Origin of the sequence: Synechococcus sp. O70.1 (assembly GCF_047462215.1) — a bacterium.
In the GTDB taxonomy this organism is placed as follows: domain Bacteria; phylum Cyanobacteriota; class Cyanobacteriia; order Thermostichales; family Thermostichaceae; genus Thermostichus.
Window position 1 is genome coordinate 1 of sequence record NZ_JANSIT010000033.1, and the last position, 1,129, is coordinate 1,129.

At 58.5% G+C, this 1,129-nt stretch carries 1 protein-coding gene and 2 tRNA genes; all 3 read right to left on the minus strand.

Annotated features, from left to right (window positions below; translation table 11 throughout):
• Positions 1 to 706: GTP-binding protein (locus NW833_RS11080; RefSeq protein ID WP_414412503.1), on the minus strand; the 706-nt coding region annotated here is incomplete at its 3' end.
• A 126-nt stretch (positions 707 to 832) separates the two neighbouring features.
• Positions 833 to 907 (minus strand) — tRNA-Val (locus tag NW833_RS11085).
• 7 nt (positions 908 to 914) lie between these two features.
• Positions 915 to 1,000: transfer RNA gene (locus NW833_RS11090), tRNA-Leu, on the minus strand.
• Positions 1,001 to 1,129: the final 129 nt, after the last annotated feature.

The following is a 1,129-nucleotide window of genomic DNA, read 5'->3' on the forward strand; positions in this document are numbered from 1 at the left end:
GCTCCTCGTCGGTCAGCGGGGTACCCTCCAGATACTTCTCCAGCAGCGCGTCGTCCGATTCGGCAGCGGCTTCCATAAGCATCTCACGAGCGCGCTCGACCTCGCTCTGTAGCTCGGCAGGCACGGGCGACGGAGCAATATCACGATCTTTGCCCAGATACGCTTTCTGGTGCAGCACATCGACCACGCCTTTGAACTGCGTCTCCGTGCCGATAGGGATCTGCAGCGGCACGATGCGGTTGCCGTAGGCGTTGCGCAAGGTCTGCAGCAAGCCGTTGTAGTCCGCGCCGTCGCGCTCCATCTTGTTCACAAAGATCAGGCGGGGTAACTTACGCGCTTCACACAGCTCCCAAGCGTTCTCAAATCCGACCTCCAGCTCCGCCTGCGCGGGCGCAACCAAGATGACCGAATCGACGACCTGAATTGCGCTGTAAAGCTCGCCGATGAAGTCGGGGAAGCCCGGGGTGTCAATAAGGTTGATTTTGTACCCCTCCCACTCGATAGGAAGCAGGGTTGCGTTGAGGCTGATTTTGCGCCGCTGCTCTTCGGGGTCGAAGTCCGAGGTCGTATTGCCTGCTTCAACGCTGCCAACGCGGTCAATATGTCCAGCAATATACAGGAGATGCTCTGCGAGAGTCGTTTTCCCACTCCCGCCATGTCCTGCCAACGCTACATTGCGTATCTGTTCCAGCGCGTACTGTTTCATGGTCATGACTCCTGACTAATGTGGCGCCGCACAAGTCGCTTATACAAAATAGCCTCTCGCGACTGGGAGAGGCTCGTTGCGCCGTGAAGGGCATATTGCGGACAGCCTGCGCGTTCAGGGCTGTCATGGTGGGCGGTGTTGGATTCGAACCAACGACCTCTTCGGTGTGAACGAAGCGCTCTACCACTGAGCTAACCGCCCACATGCTTGGTGCGCGGGGTGGGACTCGAACCCACACAGGCAAAGCCCACATGGCCCTCAACCATGCGTGTCTACCAATTCCACCACCCGCGCATGGCGAGCTCAATTATACCCCAACCGCAGGGGCGTGTTGTCAAGTGGGGCAGAGGGTGTTCGAAAATAGAGAGTGCGGTGGGGTACACTCAACCCGATGAAACGCCGAAACCCTCCCATCACGCTTAG